This window comes from Streptomyces sp. NPDC030165 (assembly GCF_055573595.1).
Map to the genome: position 1 here is coordinate 189,042 of NZ_JBVIBD010000006.1, position 19,641 is coordinate 208,682.

The 19,641-nt window shown below is 71.5% G+C and carries 16 protein-coding genes and 1 tRNA gene; 11 read left to right on the top strand and 6 right to left on the bottom strand.

The annotated features are described in order from the left end of the window. Positions 1-7 precede the first annotated feature (7 nt). Positions 8-802, top strand: coding sequence for a phosphatase (locus ACZ4Z1_RS13950; RefSeq protein ID WP_468486813.1), 795 nt, complete (start codon positions 8-10; stop codon positions 800-802). Between the two features lie 48 nt (positions 803-850). Here ACZ4Z1_RS13950 and ACZ4Z1_RS13955 read toward each other — a convergent pair whose 3' ends face one another. From ACZ4Z1_RS13955 to ACZ4Z1_RS13970, 4 genes are all read right to left on the bottom strand, one after another. Then, positions 851-2,044 (bottom strand): cation diffusion facilitator family transporter, encoded by a 1,194-nt coding sequence (locus ACZ4Z1_RS13955; protein ID WP_468486814.1) that lies wholly within the window; start codon positions 2,042-2,044, stop codon positions 851-853. 47 nt (positions 2,045-2,091) lie between these two features. Beyond that, positions 2,092-2,976, bottom strand: a complete 885-nt coding sequence (locus tag ACZ4Z1_RS13960) for an acyl-CoA thioesterase (protein ID WP_468486815.1) — start codon at positions 2,974-2,976, stop codon at positions 2,092-2,094. An 81-nt stretch (positions 2,977-3,057) separates the two neighbouring features. Then, complete coding sequence (locus ACZ4Z1_RS13965) at positions 3,058-4,215, bottom strand: acyl-CoA dehydrogenase family protein (protein ID WP_468486816.1); 1,158 nt, start codon at positions 4,213-4,215, stop codon at positions 3,058-3,060. Positions 4,216-4,295: 80 nt separating this feature from the next. Then, a complete protein-coding gene (locus ACZ4Z1_RS13970) occupies positions 4,296-4,991 on the bottom strand; it encodes an SACE_7040 family transcriptional regulator (protein WP_468486817.1) in 696 nt (231 codons plus the stop codon). A gap of 175 nt (positions 4,992-5,166) precedes the next feature. On the opposite strand from ACZ4Z1_RS13970, the gene ACZ4Z1_RS13975 reads away from it, so the two are divergent. Genes ACZ4Z1_RS13975 through ACZ4Z1_RS13990 form a run of 4 tightly spaced genes read left to right on the top strand, consistent with a single transcriptional unit; the run spans position 5,167 to position 10,912 of the window. Next, positions 5,167-6,798 carry a carboxyl transferase domain-containing protein gene (locus ACZ4Z1_RS13975; RefSeq protein WP_468487022.1) on the top strand — a complete coding sequence of 544 codons (1,632 nt, stop codon included), beginning with the start codon at positions 5,167-5,169 and terminating at the stop codon, positions 6,796-6,798. Between the two features lie 32 nt (positions 6,799-6,830). Then, a complete protein-coding gene (locus ACZ4Z1_RS13980; protein ID WP_468486818.1) occupies positions 6,831-8,819 on the top strand; it encodes an acetyl/propionyl/methylcrotonyl-CoA carboxylase subunit alpha in 1,989 nt (662 codons plus the stop codon). After that, positions 8,816-9,754 (top strand): hydroxymethylglutaryl-CoA lyase, encoded by a 939-nt coding sequence (locus ACZ4Z1_RS13985; RefSeq protein WP_468486819.1) that lies wholly within the window; start codon positions 8,816-8,818, stop codon positions 9,752-9,754. Before ACZ4Z1_RS13980 ends, ACZ4Z1_RS13985 begins: the two co-directional genes overlap by 4 nt. Positions 9,755-9,757: 3 nt before the next feature. Continuing rightward, a complete protein-coding gene (locus tag ACZ4Z1_RS13990) occupies positions 9,758-10,912 on the top strand; it encodes an acyl-CoA dehydrogenase family protein (RefSeq protein WP_468486820.1) in 1,155 nt (384 codons plus the stop codon). A 95-nt stretch (positions 10,913-11,007) separates the two neighbouring features. Here the strand turns inward: ACZ4Z1_RS13990 and ACZ4Z1_RS13995 are convergent, their stop codons facing one another. After that, positions 11,008-12,624 (bottom strand): beta-N-acetylhexosaminidase, encoded by a 1,617-nt coding sequence (locus tag ACZ4Z1_RS13995; RefSeq protein ID WP_468486821.1) that lies wholly within the window; start codon positions 12,622-12,624, stop codon positions 11,008-11,010. 203 nt (positions 12,625-12,827) lie between these two features. On the opposite strand from ACZ4Z1_RS13995, the gene ACZ4Z1_RS14000 reads away from it, so the two are divergent. Together ACZ4Z1_RS14000 and glmS are read left to right on the top strand one after the other, a co-directional pair. After that, positions 12,828-13,103, top strand: a complete 276-nt coding sequence (locus ACZ4Z1_RS14000) for a hypothetical protein (protein ID WP_030018892.1) — start codon at positions 12,828-12,830, stop codon at positions 13,101-13,103. Positions 13,104-13,175: 72 nt separating this feature from the next. Next, entirely contained in the window at positions 13,176-15,005 is a 1,830-nt protein-coding gene (gene glmS, locus ACZ4Z1_RS14005; RefSeq protein ID WP_468486822.1) for a glutamine--fructose-6-phosphate transaminase (isomerizing), read from the top strand. Positions 15,006-15,680: 675 nt separating this feature from the next. On the opposite strand, the gene ACZ4Z1_RS14010 is transcribed toward glmS, so the two are convergent. Then, positions 15,681-16,202: a universal stress protein gene (locus ACZ4Z1_RS14010; RefSeq protein WP_468486823.1), complete on the bottom strand. Its 522-nt coding sequence runs from the start codon at positions 16,200-16,202 to the stop codon at positions 15,681-15,683. Positions 16,203-16,589: 387 nt separating this feature from the next. Between ACZ4Z1_RS14010 and ACZ4Z1_RS14015 the strand changes: the two genes are divergently transcribed. The 4 genes from ACZ4Z1_RS14015 to ACZ4Z1_RS14030 all read left to right on the top strand — a co-directional run bounded on the left by ACZ4Z1_RS14015 (position 16,590) and on the right by ACZ4Z1_RS14030 (position 19,532). After that, positions 16,590-16,895 (top strand): hypothetical protein, encoded by a 306-nt coding sequence (locus tag ACZ4Z1_RS14015; RefSeq protein WP_365835225.1) that lies wholly within the window; start codon positions 16,590-16,592, stop codon positions 16,893-16,895. Between the two features lie 348 nt (positions 16,896-17,243). Next, positions 17,244-18,734, top strand: a complete 1,491-nt coding sequence (locus ACZ4Z1_RS14020; RefSeq protein WP_468486824.1) for a GlxA family transcriptional regulator — start codon at positions 17,244-17,246, stop codon at positions 18,732-18,734. 5 nt (positions 18,735-18,739) lie between these two features. Then, a complete protein-coding gene (gene orn, locus ACZ4Z1_RS14025; protein WP_468486825.1) occupies positions 18,740-19,348 on the top strand; it encodes an oligoribonuclease in 609 nt (202 codons plus the stop codon). 108 nt (positions 19,349-19,456) lie between these two features. Next, positions 19,457-19,532 (top strand) — tRNA-His (locus ACZ4Z1_RS14030). Positions 19,533-19,641: the final 109 nt, after the last annotated feature.

The following is a 19,641-nucleotide window of genomic DNA, read 5'->3' on the forward strand; positions in this document are numbered from 1 at the left end:
TGACCCCATGCCGATACTGCCGCCTGTTCCCAGCCGCACCGAACTCGTCGACCATCTCGTACGGACCCGGATCGCCGGTGAGGTCGCCACTCCCCGCGAGAACAACCTCGACCACTACCGCAAGCTGGCCAACGGAGACCGTCACTACTGGCTCGGCCTCGAACTCGGGGACCGCTGGACCGACGAGCAGGACGTGCTCGCGGTGATGGCCGAGCGGTGCGGCGTCATCGACGACACCCGCCACCGGATGGGCCAGGACACCATCGATCCCGAGCTGACGGTGGACGCGCTGGACCGTGCGGCCGCCCGGCTGCGCAAGGCCGCCGCCGGCCGGGAGCGCGTACTGTTCGCGACCGGGCATCCGGGCGGGCTGCTGGACGTGCACCGGGCCACCGCCGAGGCGCTGCGCGCGCGGGGCTGCGACATCGTCGTCGTACCGGACGGGCTGTATGCGGACGAGGGGATGGTGTTCCAGTTCGCCGACGTGGCGATGCTGGAGCGCGGCGCGACGCTGTGGCACACCCACTCCCCCGCACCGATGACCGCCGTACTGGACGGTCTGGAGCGGGCGGGCGAGGGGCTGCCGGATCTCGTCATGGCCGACCACGGCTGGGCCGGGTGCGCGGGCCAGCGCGGTCTCGACGCGATCGGGTTCGCGGACTGCAACGACCCGGCGCTGTTCCTCGGCGAGGCGGAGGGCACCCTCCAGGTCACGATCCCGCTGGACGACCACGTGCTGAGCCCGCGCCACTACGACCCGCTGACGGCGTACCTGCTGGGCGCAGCGGGCCTGACGGACTGAGGGCCGAAGGCTTCCGGTCCGGGCCGCTGGAGACGACCGGGCCGGAGGCTAGCCCTCCGCCCCGCCCTCCGCCCCGCCCTCCGCCCCGCCCTCCGTCCCGCCCTGGGCACCGCCCGCCGCTCCCGGCCGCTCCTGGTAGGCGCCCGGTGTCGGGTCCAGGAACACCCGCCGGATCGCCGGGAAGCGTGCGCGCAGCCGCTGTTCCGCGTCCTCGCAGGCCCATTCGATCTCCTCGGCCGTGGCCACGTCCCGGAAGTCGATCTTCGCGGCGATCAGCACCTCCCGCGGCCCCTGGACGAGGGTGACCAGTTCCAGTACGTCCACGACGTGCGGCACCGCGCACAGTTCCGCCCGTACGGCGGCCCGCATCGGCGGGGGCAGCGGGCGGCCGATCAGGAGCTGCGCGTTGCTGCGGCCGAGCACCCAGGCCACGTACACGAGCAGCAGTCCGATACAGATCGACGCGGCGCCGTCCCAGGCGCCGGAGCCGGTGAGCTGCCCGCCGAGCAGCCCGCCCGCGGCCAGCAGCAGGCCCGCGAGGGCGGCGGAGTCCTCCAGAACGACGGCCTTCACGGCGGTGTCGGGGGTGTGCGCCATGTACCGGTGCAGGGAGACGCCGAAGCGGGCCGCCTCGCCGCGTGCCTGGCGTACGCCTTTGAGGAGCGAGGTGCCTTCCAGGAGGAAGGCGAGGGCGAGGACGACGTAGGACAGGAGCGGATTTCCCGGGTCCTCGCCGTGGGTGAGGGTGTGGATTCCGTCGCGGATCGCGAAGACCGCACCGCCGACGAAGGTGGCGACGGAGGCGAGCAGCGCCCATACGTAGCGCTCACCGCCGTGGCCGAGCGGGTGGTCCTCGTCGGCCGGTTTTCCGCTGCGTTTGAGGGCGGTCAGCAGGAGGAGTTCGGTGACGGTGTCGGCGGTGGAGTGGGCCGCCTCGGAGAGCATCGCGCTGGAGCCGCTGACGGCACCGGCGACAGCCTTGGCCGCGGCAATACCGAGGTTCGCGGCGGCGGCGACCAGGACGGTGCCGGTGCTTTCGTCCGGGGCGGACGGGACAGACGCATCGGGCGTGGCGGACGGGTCGGGCGGGACGGAAGGGCTGAACGAGCTGGACGGGTCGGGCGGGTCGGGCGGGTCGGGCGGGTCGGACGAGCCAGTCGGGCCAGGTGGGTCAGGCGCATGAGGCGGGCCGGACGGGTCAGACGCGTCGGGCGGTTGTACGGAGCTGCTGGAGGCATCCATGAAGATCCAGTATGCGCACACGACGGGCATCTCACACCAAAAGCCCCTCACTCCCGCGGCACCCGGATGACCCCCTCCTGGATCACCGACACCGCCAGCTGCCCGTCCGCCGTGAAGATACGGCCCTTGCCCAGCCCCCGCCCGCCCTGCGCGGTGGGCGACTCCTGGTCGTACAGCAGCCATGTGTCGGCGCGCAGCGGCCGGTGGAACCACATGGCGTGGTCCAGGCTCGCGCCGACCACGTCGCCGACGGCCCAGCCACCGCGCCCGTGGGCGAGCAGGACCGAGTCCAGCAGGGTCATGTCGGAGACGTAGGTGACCAGGCAGATGTGCAGCAGGGGCTGGTCGATGTCGCCGTCCAGCTTGCCGTGCGTACGGAACCAGACCTGGGAGCGCGGTTCGCGCGGCTCGCCGGCGGTGCCGAAGGGCGGCGCGTCCACGTAGCGCAGGTCGACGGCGGCCCGCGCCTCCAGGAGCCGCTGGACGACGCCCGGTTCGCGGAAGCGGTCGGCGTAGCGGGGCAGCATCTCGGCGGCGGTCGGCAGGGTCAGCGGGTCCGGTGCGGACGGCATCGGCTCCTGGTGCTCCATGCCCTCTTCGTGCACCTGGAAGGAGGCGGAGAGGTGGAAGACCGGCTGGCCGTGCTGGACGGCGACGACGCGGCGGGTGGTGAAGGACCGGCCGTCGCGGATGCGGTCGACGGTGTAGACGATGGGCGCGCCGGGGTCGCCGGGGCGCAGGAAGTAGGCGTGCAGGGAGTGCGGGGGGCGGTCTTCGGGGACGGTGCGTCCGGCGGCGACCAGAGCCTGGGCGGCGACCTGGCCGCCGAAGACCCGGGGCACGACGGAGGGGCGGCTGGTGCCACGGAAGATGTCCTGCTCGATGCGCTCCAGGTCGAGCTGTTCGAGCAGGGCGGTGAGGGCGTCGTTCACGCGCGTACGGCTTTCACTCGTGCGGGGCGCAGGACTCGTGCGGGAGGCCGGCCGCAGGGCGCGGAGTCCGGACGTACGGACTCACAGGCCCATGGACTTGGCGACAATGGAGCGCATGACCTCGCTGGTGCCGCCGTAGATGCGGGTGACGCGGGTGTCGGCGTACAGGCGGGAGATCGGGTACTCCTGCATGTAGCCGTAGCCGCCGTGCAGCTGGAGGCACTTGTCGATGACGACGGCGGCGCGCTCGGTGGTGAAGAGCTTGGCGGAGGCGGCGTCGGCGGCGGTCAGTTCGCCCGCGTCGTGGGCGTCGAGGGCGCGGTCGACGACGGCCTGCATGGCGTCCACCTCGGACTTGCAGTCCGCGAGGACGAACTTGGTGTTCTGGAAGGAGGCGACGGACTTGCCGAAGACCTCGCGCTCCTGGACGTACTCCTTGGCGAAGCGGACCGCGGCGGCGGCCTGGGCGTAGGCGCCGACGGCGATGCCGAGACGTTCCTGCGGGAGGTTCTGGCCGAGGTAGGAGAACGCCTTGCCCTCTTCGCCGAGGCGGTCCTCGACGGGCACCTTGACGTCGGTGAAGGACAGTTCGGCGGTGTCGGAGCTCTTCAGGCCGAGCTTCTCCAGCTTGCGGCCGACGGCGTAGCCCTCGGAGGTGGTGTCGACGACCAGGAGGGTGATGCCGCCGCGGCGGTCTTCCGGTGTCGGGGGCGCGGTGCGGGCGCAGACGATGACGCGGTCGGCGAGGACGCCACCGGTGATGAAGGTCTTGGCGCCGTTGAGGACGTAGTGGGTGCCGTCCTCGGAGAGCTTGGCGGTGGTGCGCATGCCGGCCAGGTCGGAGCCGGTGCCGGGCTCGGTCATGGCGATGGCGGTCATCATGTCGCCGGAGACGAAGGGCGGCAGCCAGCGCCGCTTCTGCTCCTCGGTGGCGTACTTGAGGAAGTACGGCAGGCACAGTGCGGTGTGCACGCCGGATCCGCCGAAGCTGACGCCGGCCCGGGCGCACTCCTCGGTGATGACGGCGTTGAACTTGAAGCTGGCCTCGCCGGCGCCGCCGTACTCCTCCGGGACCTCGATGCCGAAGACGCCCAGTTCGCCGAGTTTCTTGTAGAAGTCGCGGGGGGCCTGTCCGGCCTGCATCCACTCGTCGTAGACGGGCACGACCTCGGCGGCGATGAAGTCGCGGATGGTCTCCCGGAACGCCTCGTGATCCTCGTTGAACACCGTACGACGCATCCGCCGCCTCCTCAGGTCCGCCGGCCGGCCACCACCGACCCTTCGACTAAGCGCTTGCTCAGCCGAAAGCTACCCGCCGGTCAGCGAGACTGTCCAGAGGCGCCCGAGAGGCCGGAGGGGGCCCCGGCCCCACGCGCGACCCCGTCCGTACCCCCGCTCGCGCCCCCACCGGCACCCCCGTCCGCGGCCACCGCCGCGAACGCCCCCCGCGCCAGCCGGTGCAGCAGCGCCGACATCTCCGTACGACCCGGGAGGGCGCCCGGACGGCTGAGGTGCGGGGTCGAGTTGAGCAGGCCGAAGACGGCGTGCACGGAGGCCCGCGCGTCCGCCTCGGTGCACGCCGGGTACACCTCGCGCACCACTTGCACCCACAGCTCCACGTACTCGCGCTGGAGGCGGCGCACCCGCTTGCGGTCGGCCTCGCGCAGCCGGTCCAGTTCGCGGTCGTGGACGGTGATCAGCGGGCGGTCGTCGAGGGCGAAGTCGATGTGCCCCTCGATCAGGGCGTCCAGCGCCGCGGCGGGGCTCCCGCCACCGGAGGCGGCGCGGATCCGGCCGCCCTCCAGGAGCCGTTCGCTGATGCCGACGAGCAGCTCGGCGAGCATCGCGTCCTTGCCGGCGAAGTGCCGGTAGAGGCCGGGCCCGGAGATACCGACGGCGGCGCCGATCTCGTCCACACCGACGCCGTGGAACCCGCGCTCGGCGAAGAGGCGGGCCGCCTCCTTGAGGATCTGCTCGCGTCGGCTGGTGGCTGCCGGGGCGTGTGTGCTGCTCATACAAGTAATTGTAGACAGGTGGGTTAGTGGTCGTTAACCTGAGGGAAATGAAGTTAACGCCCATTAACCGCCGGGCGATCCCCGGCGTCCGCGGCAGCCGTACGAGAGAGGCCGTAGCGATGGAGCCGGTGGCGATGGAGCCGACGGAGACGGAGGTCCGGTGCTGATGGATCCGATGCAGCAGGCCCCGGCGCAGCAGGCCCCGGTGCTCGACACCACGGCCGATCCGGCCTCGGACACCTGGCGCGCCAACGAGGCCGCGCACCAGGAGCTGGCCGAGGACCTGCGGGCCCGGCTCGCCGCGGCCCGCCTGGGCGGCGGCGAGAAGGCCAGGGCCCGGCACACGGCGCGCGGCAAGCTGCTGCCCCGCGACCGGGTGGACGCCCTCCTGGACCCCGGCTCGCCGTTCCTGGAGCTGGCGCCGCTGGCGGCGGAGGGGATGTACGGCGGGGCCGCGCCGGCCGCCGGCGTGATCGCGGGCGTCGGGCGGGTCTCCGGCCGCGAGACGGTCATCATCGCCAATGACGCGACGGTCAAGGGCGGCACGTACTACCCGATGACGGTCAAGAAGCACCTGCGCGCCCAGGAGGTGGCGCTGGAGAACCGTCTGCCGTGCCTGTACCTGGTCGACTCGGGCGGCGCCTTCCTGCCGATGCAGGACGAGGTCTTCCCCGACCGCGAGCACTTCGGGCGGATCTTCTACAACCAGGCCCGGATGTCCGGCGCGGGCATTCCGCAGATCGCGGCGGTCCTCGGCTCCTGCACGGCGGGCGGCGCGTACGTACCGGCGATGAGCGACGAGGCCGTGATCGTGCGCAACCAGGGCACGATCTTCCTGGGCGGGCCGCCGCTGGTGAAGGCCGCGACCGGCGAGGTCGTCACGGCCGAGGAGCTGGGCGGCGGCGAGGTGCACTCCCGTACGTCCGGCGTCACCGACCACCTCGCCGAGGACGACGCGCACGCGCTGCGCATCGTGCGCACCATCGTCTCCACGCTCGGCGGCCGCGGCCCGCTGCCCTGGACGGTGCGGCCCGCCGAGGAGCCCAAGGTGGATCCGGCCGGGCTGTACGGCGCGGTGCCCGCCGACTCCCGTACGCCCTACGACGTACGCGAGGTCATCGCGCGTGTCGTGGACGGCTCCCGCTTCGCCGAGTTCAAGGCCGAGTACGGCACGACGCTGGTCACCGGTTTCGCGCACATCCACGGCCACCCGGTCGGCATCGTCGCCAACAACGGCATCCTGTTCTCCGAATCCGCCCAGAAGGGCGCGCACTTCATCGAACTGTGCGACCAGCGCGGCATCCCGCTGGTCTTCCTCCAGAACATCTCCGGCTTCATGGTCGGCCGCGACTACGAGGCGGGCGGCATCGCCAAGCACGGGGCGAAGATGGTCACGGCGGTGGCCTGCACCCGCGTCCCCAAGCTGACCGTCGTGATCGGCGGTTCGTACGGCGCGGGCAACTACTCGATGTGCGGCCGCGCCTATTCGCCGCGCTTCCTGTGGATGTGGCCGAACGCGAAGATCTCGGTGATGGGCGGCGAGCAGGCCGCGTCCGTCCTCGCGACCGTCAAGCGCGACCAGATGGAGGCGCGCGGCGAGGAGTGGAGCGCCGAGGAGGAGGCCGCCTTCAAGGCCCCGGTCCGCGAGCAGTACGAGACGCAGGGCAGCGCCTACTACGCGACCGCCCGGCTGTGGGACGACGGGGTCATCGACCCGCTGGACACCCGCCGGGTGCTGGGACTGGCCCTGACGGCGTGCGGCAACGCGCCGCTGGGCGAACCGGGCTACGGCGTCTTCCGGATGTGAGGGGAGTGCGGGGAGTGAAGGAACAGATGAGCATGTTCGACACCGTCCTGGTCGCCAACCGGGGCGAGATCGCCGTCCGCGTCATCCGGACGCTGCGCGCGCTCGGCGTCCGTTCGGTCGCCGTCTTCAGCGACGCGGACGCCGACGCCCGCCATGTCCGCGAGGCCGACACGGCGGTACGGATCGGCCCGCCACCGTCCACCGAGAGCTATCTGCACGCGGGCCGCCTGATCGAGGCCGCGCGGCGCAGCGGCGCGCAGGCCGTGCACCCGGGGTACGGCTTCCTCGCCGAGAACACCGCGTTCGCGGCGGCCTGCGCGGAGGCCGGACTGGTCTTCATCGGTCCGTCCGCCGAGGCCATCGAGCTGATGGGCGACAAGATCCGCGCGAAGGAGACGGTACGGGCGGCCGGTGTGCCGGTCGTGCCCGGCTCCTCCGGGAGCGGCCTGAGCGACGCCCAACTGGCCGACGCCGCTCGCGAGATCGGCATGCCCGTACTGCTGAAACCGTCCGCGGGCGGCGGCGGCAAGGGCATGCGGCTGGTGCGGGACGAGGCGCTGCTCGCCGACGAGATCGCCGCCGCCCGGCGCGAGGCACGCGGCTCCTTCGGTGACGACACGCTGCTGGTGGAGCGCTGGGTGGACCGTCCCCGGCACATCGAGATCCAGGTCCTGGCGGACGGCCACGGCAACGTCGTGCACCTCGGCGAGCGCGAGTGCTCGCTCCAGCGCCGCCACCAGAAGGTGATCGAGGAGGCGCCGTCCGTCCTGCTGGACGAGGCGACGCGTGCCGCGATGGGCGAGGCCGCCGTCCAGGCCGCGCGCTCGTGCGGCTACCGCGGCGCGGGCACGGTCGAGTTCATCGTGCCGGGCGACGACCCCGCGTCGTACTTCTTCATGGAGATGAACACCCGCCTCCAAGTCGAGCACCCGGTCACCGAGTTCGTCACCGGCCTCGACCTGGTCGAGTGGCAGCTGCGGATCGCCGCCGGGGAGCCGCTGGCGTTCGGGCAGGACGGCGTCCGGCTGACCGGGCACGCCGTCGAGGCCCGGATCTGCGCCGAGACGGTCTCCGTCAAGGAGGGCGCGCGGGGCTTCCTGCCGTCCGGCGGTACGGTCCTGGCGCTCGCCGAGCCGCAGGGCGACGGGGTGCGCACGGACTCCGGCCTGGCCGAGGGCACGGAGGTCGGCAGCCTGTACGATCCGATGCTCTCCAAGGTCATCGCGTACGGCCCGGACCGCGCGACCGCGCTGCGCAGGCTGCGCGCCGCGCTCGCCGAAACGGTTGTGCTCGGCGTCCCCACCAACACCGGCTTCCTGCGCCGCCTGCTGGCCCACCCGGCCGTCGAGGCGGGCGAGCTGGACACCGGGCTGGTCGAACGCGAGATGGACGCGCTGGTGCCGCGGGAGGTGCCCGCCGAGGTGTACGCGGCGGCCGCGGCCGTACGGAACGCGGCGCTGGAGCCGGTGGCGGACGGCGGCTGGGTGGACCCGTTCGCCGTACCGGACGGCTGGCGGATCGGCGGCCGCCCGGCGCCCCTCGCCCACCACGTCAGGATCCCCGGCCACGACCCGGTGGCCGCCACCGGCACCGGCCACGTCACGGCCGACCGGGTCCGCGTCACCGTCGACGGTGTCGTGCACACCTTCCACCGGGCCGGCGACTGGCTCGGCCGCGACGGCGACACCTGGCACGTCACCGACCACGACCCGGTCGCCGAGACGCTGCGCGGCGCCGCCGGAGCCCACGGCATGGACGCGCTGACCGCGCCGATGCCCGGCACGGTCACCGTCGTCAAAGTGGCCGTCGGCGACGAAGTGGCCGCCGGACAGGGGCTGCTGGTCGTCGAGGCGATGAAAATGGAACACGTCATCTCCGCGCCGCACGCCGGCACGGTCAGCGAGCTGGGCGTCTCCCCCGGCAGCACCGTCGCCATGGACCAGGTGCTCGCCGTCGTCGACCCGCACGACAGCGCGCCACAGGACCCGGCATCCGGCCCGACCGAGGAGGCAGCGACATGACCACCCCCGGACTTCCGATGCCCGTCCCGGCCCCCGGTCTGCCCGCCCGGGTCCGTATCCACGAGGTCGGCGCCCGCGACGGCCTGCAGAACGAGTCCGCCGTCGTGCCCACCGAAGTCAAGGCCGAGTTCGTCCGCCGCCTGGTGGACGCCGGGCTGAGCACGGTGGAGGCGACCAGCTTCGTGCACCCCAAGTGGGTGCCGCAGCTCGCCGACGCCGAGCGGCTCTACCCGATGCTGGACGGCCTCGACGCGCGACTGCCCGTCCTGGTCCCCAACGACCGCGGCCTGGACCGCGCGCTGGCCCTCGGCGCCCGCCGCATCGCGGTCTTCGGCAGCGCCACGGAGTCCTTCGCCAAGGCCAACCTCAACCGTACGGTCGAAGAGTCGCTGGCGATGTTCACTCCGGTGGTCGCCCGCGCGAAGGAGGAGCAGGCGCACGTCCGCGGCTACCTCTCCATGTGCTTCGGCGACCCCTGGGAAGGCCCGGTGCCCATCGCGCAGGTCGTCCGGGTCTGCCGCGCCCTGCTCGACATGGGCTGCGACGAGCTGAGCCTGGGCGACACCATCGGCGTGGCCACCCCAGGACACGTCCAGGCGCTGCTCGCCGCGCTGAACGAGGCGGGCGTGCCCACCGACCGCCTCGGCGTGCACTTCCACGACACGTACGGCCAGGCGCTGGCCAACACCCTCGCCGCGCTCCAGCACGGCGTCACCACCGTCGACGCGTCGGCGGGCGGCCTCGGCGGCTGCCCGTACGCCAAGAGCGCCACCGGCAACCTCGCCACCGAAGACCTGGTGTGGATGCTGCACGGCCTCGGTATCGAGACCGGGGTCGATCTGGGCCGGCTCACCGCCACGAGCGGGTGGATGGCCGGACAGCTGGGCCGTCCGAGCCCGTCCCGCACCGTCCGTGCCCTCTCCCACAAGGAGTGAACGATGTCCCTGGACCACCGCCTGTCCCCCGAACTCGAAGAGCTGCGGCGCACGGTCGAGGCGTTCGCCCACGACGTGGTCGCCCCCAAGATCGGCGAGTTCTACGAGCACCACGAGTTCCCGTACGAGATCGTGCGGGAAATGGGCCGGATGGGGCTGTTCGGCCTGCCCTTCCCCGAGGAGTACGGCGGCATGGGCGGCGACTACCTCGCCCTCGGCGTCGCCCTGGAGGAGCTGGCCCGCGTCGACTCCTCCGTGGCGATCACCCTGGAGGCGGGCGTCTCGCTCGGCGCCATGCCCGTCTACCACTTCGGCACCGAGGAGCAGAAGCAGGAGTGGCTGCCCCGTATGTGTACGGGCGAGGTGCTCGGCGCCTTCGGCCTGACCGAGCCGGACGGCGGCTCGGACGCGGGCGCCACCCGTACGACGGCGGTCCGGGACGGCGACCACTGGGTGATCAACGGCAGCAAGTGCTTCATCACCAACTCCGGCACGGACATCACCGGCCTGGTCACGGTCACCGCCGTCACCGGCCGCAAGGACGACGGCAGCCCGCTGATCTCCTCGATCATCGTGCCGTCCGGCACCCCCGGCTTCACCGTGGGCGCCCCCTACTCGAAGGTCGGATGGAACGCCTCGGACACCCGTGAACTGTCCTTCTCCGACGTACGGGTCCCGGCCGGCAACCTCCTCGGCACGGAGGGCCGCGGCTACGCCCAGTTCCTGCGCATCCTGGACGAGGGCCGGATCGCCATCGCGGCGCTGGCCACCGGCCTCGCGCAGGGCTGTGTGGACGAGTCCGTCCGGTACGCCAGGGACCGGCACGCCTTCGGGCGGCCGATCGGCCACAACCAGGCCATCCAGTTCAAGCTGGCCGACATGGAGATGCGCGCCCACACCTCCCGGCTGGCCTGGCGCGACGCCGCGTCCCGCCTGGTGCACGGCGAGCCCTTCAAGAAGGAGGCGGCGCTCGCCAAGCTGTACTCCTCCGAGATCGCGGTGGACAACGCCCGCGAGGCCACCCAGATCCACGGCGGCTACGGCTTCATGAACGAGTACCCGGTCGCCCGGATGTGGCGCGACTCCAAGATCCTGGAGATCGGCGAGGGGACCAGCGAGGTGCAGCGGCTGCTGATCGCGCGCGAACTGGGCGTGTAGGGCGCCGCGCAGGGCACTCGTACAGCTTTCCCGTACGGCACAGGGCGGGACCGGCGCTCCGGTCCCGCCCTGCTGTCGTCGTCGCCGTCCTCAGGTCACTTCTTCGTCCGCCACGGCACCTGCGGGGACTTGTAGTAATCGAAGCCCATGGCCTCCCAGCGGGGCGCCTGGGACGCCAGCCGGTGCTTGTAGGCGTTCCAGTCGTGGGTGGACCGCGGCGACCAGCCCAGCTCGGCGATGCCGGGCATCCGCGGGAAGGTCATGTAGTCGAGGTGCTGGTCGGTGGAGAGGGTCTCCGTCCAGATGGGCGCCTCGACACCCATGATCGACTTCTGCGGCGCGCCCTTGAGGTACGTCGCGGGGTCCCAGTCGTAGGACCGCTGGACCTCGACGTACCCGGCCCACGCCTTACCCAGCTTGGTGTCCTTGGTGTACTTCATGTCGAGGTAGGACCGGTCGGCCGGCGACAGGATGAGCCCGGTGCCCTTCTTGGCGGCCGCCACGACCTGCGCCCGCTCCTTCGCGGGGGTCTTGTCGTAGCCCCAGTACTGCACCGCGGCACCCTTGGCGGGCGTGACGGCGGTCATCTGGTGCCACCCTATGACCTTCTTCTTGTGCTTGGTCACCAGCGGCTGGACCTTGTTCATGAAGGTCATGTAGTCGGCGTGGCTGGTGGAGTACGCCTCGTCGCCGCCGATGTGCAGGTACGGGCCGGGGGTCAGCGCCGCGACCTCACGGAAGACGTCGTCCAGGAACTCGTACGTCACCTTCTTGGGCACGCACAGCGAGCTGAAGCCGACCTCGACGCCCGTGTAGATGGGAGGCGCGATGTTGTTGCAGTTCAGCTTCGCGTACGAGGCGAGCGCGGCCTGGGTGTGCCCCGGGGTGTCGATCTCGGGGATGACCTCCATGTAGCGGCTGGCGGCGTACCGCAGGATCTCGCGGTACTGCGCCTTGGTGTAGTAGCCGCCGGGGCCGCCGCCGACCTGGGTGCTGCCGCCGTAGCTGGCGAGGCGCGGCCAGGAGTTGATCTGCAGCCGCCAGCCCTGGTCGTCGGTGAGGTGCAGATGCAGCTTGTTGTACTTGTACAGCGCAAGCTGATCGATGTAACGCTTCAGCTGCTCGACCGTGAAGAAGTGCCGTGACACATCGATCATCCCGCCGCGGTATCCGTAGCGCGGGGTGTCGGAGATGGTGCCGCCGGCGACCTTCCAGTGGCTGTGCTGCTTGGTGCGCTTCTCGACGGACGGCGGCAGCAGCTGGCGCAGGGTCTGCACGCCATGGAAGAGACCGGCGGGCCGGGCGGCGCTGATCGTCACCGCGTGCCGGGTGGAGGTGAGGCGGTAGCCCTCGGCGCCGAGCTTCTTGGTGTCCTTGCCGCCCAGGCGCAGCACGATGCCGTCCCGGCCGTCCTTGCCGGTGATCGGCAGAGGGTAGCCGGTGGACGGGCGCAGGACGTTCGCCAGGTAGCCGGCCACCCGCCGGACCTCGCCGGACGCGCCGGGCACCCGGATCCGGGTCCGGTCGCCGATCGTGTAGGGGTCCTTGCCGGGCTTGACGGAGGCAGGCGCCGGGATGACCTGGTCGAGGGCTATCGGCTTGGCGTGGCGGGCGGACGGGCCGGGCGCGTCCGCGGCGGACCGCGCCCCGGCCGTCGACAGGCCGGCCGCCGCGACCAGCAGCAGCGAGCAGAACAGTCTGCTTCGTCTCACGAGATTCCCTTCGGTGGGCTCATCGTGCAGGGCCGTGCGTGGACGTCGTACGTGGCATGGAGCAACCGAACGTCAACATTGAGTACCGCTCACCCCCCTAGTGGTCAAGGCGGGGGCCACGTCTGGCTCCATCCGGCGTGTCGCTTGCCCGATATCGGGCAGGTTTCTTGCGTAAGTCGGAGCGACCCATCAGTATTCATCGGGTGCTCGATCGCCGTTCGCCCCATGAGGACCTCGTCGACCACCTGGTGCGCAGCACGCCGCTACAGCGCGGCGAGGCCGCCCGGGTGGTGCTCGACGTCCTCGCGTACTTCGACGAGACGACCGAGGACTACGTCCGCAGACGCCACCGGGAGCTGCAGTCGCAGGGACTGCGCAACGAGGCGATCTTCGAACGCATCGGCCAGGAGCTGCCGCACCGCGCGGTCCGCCCGCCCGAGCTCTCGGCGCGCCAGCTGCGCCGCCTCGTCTACGGCTGAAGCGGCCGAGCACCCCGGCGCGCGCCGCAACGCGCGCCACCTGTCCAACTGCCTGACCGGGAGGGTCACCACATGTGCGGCATCGTCGGCTACATCGGTAAGCGGGACGTGGCTCCGCTGCTCCTCGAAGGACTGCAGCGTCTGGAGTACCGCGGGTACGACTCCGCAGGTATCGCCATTCACGCCAAGGGCACCGGCAAGGCCGCCGGCGGCCTGAAGACCGCCAAGGCCAAGGGCCGCGTACGCGAGCTGGAGTCCCGCCTGCCCAAGCGCTTCGCGGGAACCGCCGGCATCGCGCACACCCGCTGGGCCACCCACGGCGCCCCGACCGACGAGAACGCGCACCCGCACGTGGACGCCGAGGGCAAGGTCGCCGTCGTCCACAACGGCATCATCGACAACGCCGACGAGCTGCGCGCCAAGCTCACCGCCGACGGCGTGGAGTTCGCCTCGGAGACCGACACCGAGGTGCTGGCCCACCTGATCGGCCGCTCCCAGGCCCCGACCCTGGAGGAGCAGGTCCGCGAGGCCCTGCGGGTCATCGAGGGCACGTACGGCATCGCCGTGCTGCACGCCGACTTCCCCGAGCGCATCGTCGTGGCCCGCAACGGCTCGCCGGTCGTCCTGGGCATCGGCGAGAAGGAGATGTTCGTCTCCTCCGACGTAGCCGCGCTGGTCTCGCACACCCGCCAGGTCGTCACCCTCGACGACGGTGAGATGGCCACCATCAAGGCCGACGACTACCGCACGTACACCACCGAGGGCTCGCACACCTCCGCCCAGCCGACCACCGTGGAGTGGGAGGCCGAGTCGTACGACATGGGCGGCCACGACACGTACATGCACAAGGAGATCAGCGAGCAGGCCGACGCGGTGGACCGCGTGCTGCGCGGGCGCATCGACGACCGCTTCTCCACCGTGCACCTGGGCGGCCTGAACCTGGACCCCCGCGAGGCGCGCGCCATCCGCCGGGTCAAGATCCTGGGCTGCGGCACCTCGTACCACGCGGGCCAGATCGGCGCGCAGATGATCGAGGAGCTGGCCCGTATCCCCTCGGACGCCGAGCCGGCCTCCGAGTTCCGCTACCGCAACCCGGTCGTGGACCCCGACACCCTCTACATCGCGGTCTCCCAGTCCGGTGAGACCTACGACGTGCTGGCCGCCGTGCAGGAGCTCAAGCGCAAGGGCGCGCGCGTCCTGGGCGTGGTCAACGTGGTCGGCTCGGCAATCGCCCGGGAGACCCACGGCGGCGTGTACGTGCACGCAGGACCCGAGGTCTGCGTGGTCTCCACCAAGTGCTTCACCAACACCGTGGTCGCCTTCGGGCTGCTCGCGCTGCACCTGGGCCGCATCCGCGACCTGTCCGTCGCCGACGGCAAGCGGATCATCGAGGGCCTGCGCAAGCTGCCCGGCCAGATCCAGGAGATCCTGGAGATGGAGGACGAGGTCAAGAAGCTGGCGGCCGAGTACGCGGAGGCCAGGTCGATGATGTTCATCGGCCGGGTGCGCGGCTACCCCGTCGCCCGCGAGGCCTCCCTCAAGCTCAAGGAGATCTCCTACATCCACGCCGAGGCGTACCCGGCGTCCGAGCTCAAGCACGGCCCGCTGGCCCTCATCGAGCCGGCCATGCCGACCGTGGCGATCGTCCCGGACGACGACCTGCTGGAGAAGAACCGCGCCGCGATGGAGGAGATCAAGGCCCGCAGCGGCCGCATCCTGGCCGTCGCGCACCAGAAGCAGGACAAGGCCGACCACACCATCATCGTGCCGAAGAACGAGAACGAGCTGGACCCGATCCTGATGGGCATCCCGCTCCAGCTGCTGGCCTACCACGTGGCCCTGGCCATGGGCCGGGACATCGACAAGCCGCGCAACCTGGCGAAGTCGGTCACGGTCGAGTAGGCGATCGACGGCGAGCAGTCGCTCCTGGGCGGTGGTCGCCCAAGGCGGGTGGTCGCTCGGGCGAGCAGTCGCCCGACGGGCCGCGGGGGTCCTGTCCACCCCCGCGGCCACAGGCATTGGTCCGCAGGCGGGCGGCCTACGGGGGGCCGCCCGGACGGGCGATGCGTCCCTCGAAGGGGCGGGAGGCGGGACCCCGCGCGTGCCACCATACGCGCGAGGCCCCGCCTCCCCTGTTCGCCGGCGTCGCCCTTACGCCGGCGGTGGCCGCCTTCCGGGAACCGTCACCTCCCGGGCGGCAGCACGTTGTTGACGGCCGGGGAGCCGGGTGGCGGACCGCCCCGTCCGCCGGACGCCCGCGCGCCCCGGGAGCGACGCCGGCCGCACCCGGCCTTCCGGCCGTTCACGCTCCGTTCGCGTCCCTCTTGATCGGATTTCTACCCTCAAGCACCGCGCATTCCACCTCTACGGGCCGGTAAATATGCCGACTGCGGTTGAACGCTGCGCTGGTGACGCTCCTTCACCTCACGCCTCATGAGGTCACGGGGAGTCAGGGGCGGCACCCGGGCCGGGGGTGAAGTCGCGCAGGCGATGGGTGGCAGACGCGGCGCCGTACGGGCGGGCGCGCGGAAAACCCTACGGCGCGCAGGGAGCCTCGTACGGGGCGGGCCGCGCCGGTCAGGGGATGACGACCACGGGCCGCTGCGCCCGCCGGGCCAGCCGTCCCGCGACCGAGCCGAAGATCCGGCCCACGATGCCGTGCGTCGAGCCGACGACGATCGCGTCGGCCTCGTACTCATGGCCGACCTCTTCCAGCTCGTGGCAGATGTCGCCGCCGCGCTCCACGAGGATCCACGGGATCTCCGAGAGGTGGTCGGCGCAGGCGAGCTCCAGCCCCAGCACTTCCGTACGGTGGTCCGGCACGTCCACGAAGACCGGGGGCTCACAGCCCGCCCAGACCGTCGTGGGCAGCCGGTTGGCCACATGGACGATGATCAGGCCCGAGCCGGAGCGCCGCGCCATACCGATTGCATACGCCAACGCCCGCTCGCTCGACGTCGAGCCGTCGAAGCCGATCACGACGCCGTGCCGGAAGGCGGGGTCGCAGGAGTGGCGTGTCTGATCCGCCGCTCGGAGGTCAGCCATCGGATCGGCGACCTGCTTGCGGTCCGCGGGTTCGGGGATTTCGTGACCGGCCATGGTGTCTCGGCGAAGGAGGTCCTTGCGGAGGGCGGACGGGGAGCGGCGATTGACTTGATCCGGCAGTTGACTGAGCTGGCTTGATCGAGAGGTCGACCCCATAGTTCAAAGGGGAACAACACGACCGGGAATCATCTTCCCAATGCCTTACCCCAAGAGTACGGCGCCGGCCCCCCGCTGCCCAGAGCCCCGCGCGGACGGCGGACCCCTGAGACGGGGGCGGACCCCCGCGGCCACACGGGCGGGGTACCGCTCGAACATTCCCCGGAGCATGCCGGAGCGTGGCCCGGATGGCAATGCCCCGGCCTGCCCCCGTACGTACCCATCGCGGTGACTCATGGCCCCCCGCGGCCGTTGTAGTACCAGCCTGCCTGGAGGGAGTACGCCGTGCCCGGTCCGTCGAACACATCAGCCGATCCGGTGAGCGATCTCGTCCGCTGGGCGGCGTTCAGCTGCGCCGTGGTGCCCCTCGTCCTCGTCCTGTGCGGCGCGTCCGCCGCCGGGGCGCTCGGCACCGCCGTGGGACTGGCGGCGGTCACCGGCGCCTGCCGGGCCCTGCTGCGCCAGTCCGAGCGCACCGCCGCCCGGCCGTCGCCCGACGAGATCGCCCCGCACCGCGGCCGGCACAGCCGTACCGGGACCGGAGCCCACCGCGGAGGACGCCGCTCCGAGGGGCGTACGCCGGAGGAATGACGCGCTCGCAAGCCTGCCCAGGTTCGTTTTCGGCCAACTTCGTGCCCAGGTGCATCTCTTGGCAAAAGCGACCCACAACCTGGGCCTGAGCTGGGAGGAAAGGACCGCGGGGCGTGGTTGCGCCCTACGGCTTACGGGCAGAGGCGAGAGGCGTACTTCCCAGCAGGCCCGACGAGTGGAACGCTTCGTGATCGAATGCTTCGCGCCAAGTTGCCATATCGACATACGAGCGGGTGGTGAACTTGGCACTCCATCCTCACGGGACGCAGTAGATTCGATCTTGGCAATCACGGCGGGGGAACAGTGCAGGACCGAGAGGGCGAGACGACCGAGGGGGGCTTAAGTGCCATGAGCCAGGACTCCGCTGCCGTACCAGATGCCGCACGCAAGCTCGCCGCCCGACGACGCCGCGAAATAGTCGCGGTGCTCCTCTTCAGTGGCGGCCCGATTTTCGAGAGCTCCATTCCGCTCTCGGTCTTCGGCATCGACCGCCAGGACGCGGGTGTTCCGCGGTACCGACTACTTGTGTGCGCGGGCGAAGATGCGCCTTTGCGCACCACCGGGGGGCTCGAACTGTCGGCCCCCTACGGGCTGGAGGCGATCGCCCGCGCGGGCACGGTCGTCGTGCCGGCCTGGCGGTCCATCACACAGGCACCACCACCGGCCGCGCTGGACGCGCTGCGCCGGGCACACGAAGAAGGGGCCCGCATCGTCGGGCTCTGCACGGGGGCCTTCGTGCTCGCCGCCGCAGGGCTCCTCGACGGCCGCCCCGCGACCACCCACTGGATGTACGCGCCGACGCTCGCCAAGCGTTATCCGTCCGTCCATGTCGATCCCCGCGAGCTCTTCGTCGACGACGGCGACGTGCTGACCTCCGCGGGGACCGCCGCCGGCATCGATCTGTGCCTGCACATCGTCCGTACCGACCACGGGGCGGACGCGGCCAACGCGCTCGCCCGGCGGCTGGTGGTCCCGCCCCGGCGCACCGCGTCGGACCTGGGGCACCAGAGGTACCTGGACAGGTCATTACCGGAGGAGATCGGTGCGGACCCGCTCGCCGAGGTCGTGGCCTGGGCGCTGGAGCACCTCCACGAGCAGTTCGACGTGGAGACGCTGGCGGCCCGCGCCTACATGAGCCGCCGCACCTTCGACCGCCGTTTCCGGTCCCTGACCGGGAGCGCTCCACTGCAGTGGCTGATCACCCAGCGCGTCCTGCAGGCACAGCGGCTGCTGGAGACCTCGGACTACTCCGTGGACGAGGTCGCCGGACGCTGCGGCTTCCGGTCGCCGGTCGCCTTGCGCGGCCACTTCCGGAGGCAGTTGGGCGCCTCGCCCGCGGCCTACCGCGCGGCGTACCGCGCGCGCAGGCCGCAGAACGGGGTACCCGAGCAGGCCACCCGGTCGGACCGTCCGGAGCGCGGTGAGCGCCCCGGTGCCGGTGCGGACCGGTTCGCCGCGGCCGCGGCGGGCCATCTGCCGGGGGGCCACGGCCCGCTGCACCACGGGCAGGCGTCGCACAGCCAGGCGACGCATGCCCAAGGGAGTCTCGGCCCGGGCGGGCACACGCAGGGCCACCCGCAGAGCGGGCACGGTCCGGGCGGGCACCCCCAGGGCTCGCACGGCGGGCACGGTCCGGGCGGACACGGGTCGGGCGGCCAGCCGGGGCACAGTACGGCGGGCCACTCGCAGCCGGTGCACAGCCAGGCCACGGCACTCGTACCCACCGAACCGGGCAAACCGGAATCCGACGCCTATGCGCCGCGGCTTCCGGAGCAGCCCACCGGAAGGCCGGCCGGCCGCCCGGTGCTGCCCAGTCAGCGGGAGCGCCCCGTAGGGTGAGGCGTATGAACGATCGCATGGTGTGGATCGACTGCGAGATGACCGGGCTCTCGCTGGCGAACGACGCGCTCATCGAGGTGGCCGCCCTGGTCACCGACTCGGAGCTGAATGTCCTGGGCGACGGGGTGGACATCGTGATCCGCCCCCCGGCCGAGGCCCTGACCACCATGCCCGAGGTCGTGCGCCAGATGCACACCTCCTCCGGGCTGCTGGCCGAGCTGGACAGCGGCACCACCCTGGAGGACGCGCAGGAACAGGTGCTCCAGTACCTCAAGCAGCACGTACCGGAACCCGGCCGGGCACCGCTGTGCGGCAACTCCGTCGGCACCGACCGGGGCTTCCTGCTCCGCGACATGCCGGAGCTGGAGAGCCACCTGCACTACCGGATCGTGGACGTGTCGTCCGTGAAGGAACTGGCCCGGCGCTGGTACCCGAGGGCGTACTTCAACAGTCCGGAGAAGAACGGGAACCACCGGGCGCTGGCGGACATCCGTGAATCCATCGCGGAACTCCGCTACTACCGGGAGGCGGTCTTCGTGCCGCAGCCCGGCCCGGACTCGGACACCGCGAAGCAGATCGCGGCCAGGCACGTCCTGCCCGCGGACCCGGAGTGACGTAGCTCGCTCCCGGCCTGACCAGAAGCCGGGAGCGAGCACCCCTCCAGACCCTGTACACTTTTTCTCAGCCGGTGGGGAACAAGACACCACACAGCACCGGTCATGGTGGGTATAGCTCAGCTGGTAGAGCACCTGGTTGTGGTCCAGGATGTCGCGGGTTCAAGTCCCGTTACTCACCCCAACGAGTAGGGGACCCGGAGGGGGAAAGGTCCGGGGGGCCTGCCTGTTTGGGGGGTTTTGGGTTTTGGGTGGGGGGGATCCCTGCCCCCTGGTGGGTGGGGGGGGCCCGC